Annotated in this window: 1 protein-coding gene; it reads right to left on the bottom strand. The window is 80.3% G+C overall.

Annotated features, from left to right (window positions below; genetic code table 11):
• Positions 1-205 precede the first annotated feature (205 nt).
• Positions 206-1,251: SWIM zinc finger family protein (locus tag ABD317_RS37025; RefSeq protein ID WP_344296473.1), on the bottom strand; the 1,046-nt coding region annotated here is incomplete at its 5' end.

Genomic DNA, 1,251 nt, shown 5'->3' with positions numbered 1-1,251 from the left:
CGCACGGTCACTCGCCGCCGGGCGGCCGCCGGCAGCGCGGCGGCCCCGCCGGAGGGCCGCGCGGCCAGGGGCTCCGCTCGGCCCTCCGCGGCCGGTCCGCGCTCTGTCGCGGTCGCTGCGTGCTCCGCTGCGGCCGGCTCCCACTCCGGCACCGTCCGGCCGCGCTCCGTCTGCCGGCTTCGCCGCGACCGTGCCGGGTCCGTCGTCAACGCCACCCGCCCCCTCCCTTCGGCGCCGCGATCTGCGTCCCCGTACCCGCCATCGCCGCGGCGGCGCCCGTGAGGGGGACCGCCGTACCCGCGGACCACGTCGTCAGCGGGCGGAAGCCCGCGTGGCCGAACTCGCCGAAGACGGTGACCGGACCGCCGCCGGAGACCGCGAGCAACTGCCACCCGCCCGGGCCGCGCGTCGCGGCCGGGTGGAGCGGCAGCGCGCGGTCGCCGCCGCGCTCGGCCAGCTGCCAGCCCTCGTCCCCCTCTTCCGGCACCGGGACCACGTCCGTGAGGACCACCGGTATCCCCTCCAGCCACGGGTCCGCCGCCAGCGCCGCCCCGTACGCCGCGACCGCCTCCGCGATCCCTGCCCCCGGCGGAACGGCGCTCTCCGCGCCGCCGCCCTCGCCCCCGGCCGGGGACCGCGGGCCCGCGTGGACCGTGCCCAGGACCGCGCGCAGCGGGTACGCGCCCGGGTAGTACGCCAGCTCCGCGTCCAGCACCAGCCCCGTGGGCAGCGACTGCTCGGGCACCCGGCCCGCCGCCCCGTACGCCAGCAGCAGCGCCGTCCGCTGCGAGCGCGCGCCGTGCAGCCAGATGCGGCGCGTGACCAACTTGCCGTCGTCGGCGTCCTCCTGGGCCAGCACCAGCCAGCTGTCCCGGAGGGTGCCGCCGCGCAGCAGCCCCGCGGCGTCGACCGTGAGGCCCACCCGCGCCCGGACCGTCGCCGCCAGCGGCCCCGGCAGCTCGTCCAGCCGGAGAAAGCCCTGGTCCAGCAGATGTATCAGGCTGCACTCGGCGAGCAGCCGCGCGGGCCAGCCGGGGCCCGAGGCCGGCAGCGACCCCAACTCGCGCACCCGCGCCGCGAGCCCGGGCGCCTGCGCGTCGACCATGCGCGCCGCCGTCTCCTCCCACACCGCGCCCCGCGGCGCCGTCGCCAGCCCGTCCCGCAGCAGGTCCGTCAGCCGCTGCTCCAACTCCGTGGCCCCCGCGGCGACCCGCTGCCGCCGCTGCTCCGCCCGGCGCCGGGCCGCGGCCT

It is taken from the genome of Streptomyces synnematoformans (assembly GCF_039531005.1).
In the GTDB taxonomy this organism is placed as follows: Bacteria; Actinomycetota; Actinomycetes; order Streptomycetales; family Streptomycetaceae; genus Streptomyces; species Streptomyces synnematoformans.
The sequence above is the reverse complement of the archived record's forward strand: the minus strand, read 5'-3'. Positions and strand labels throughout refer to the sequence as shown.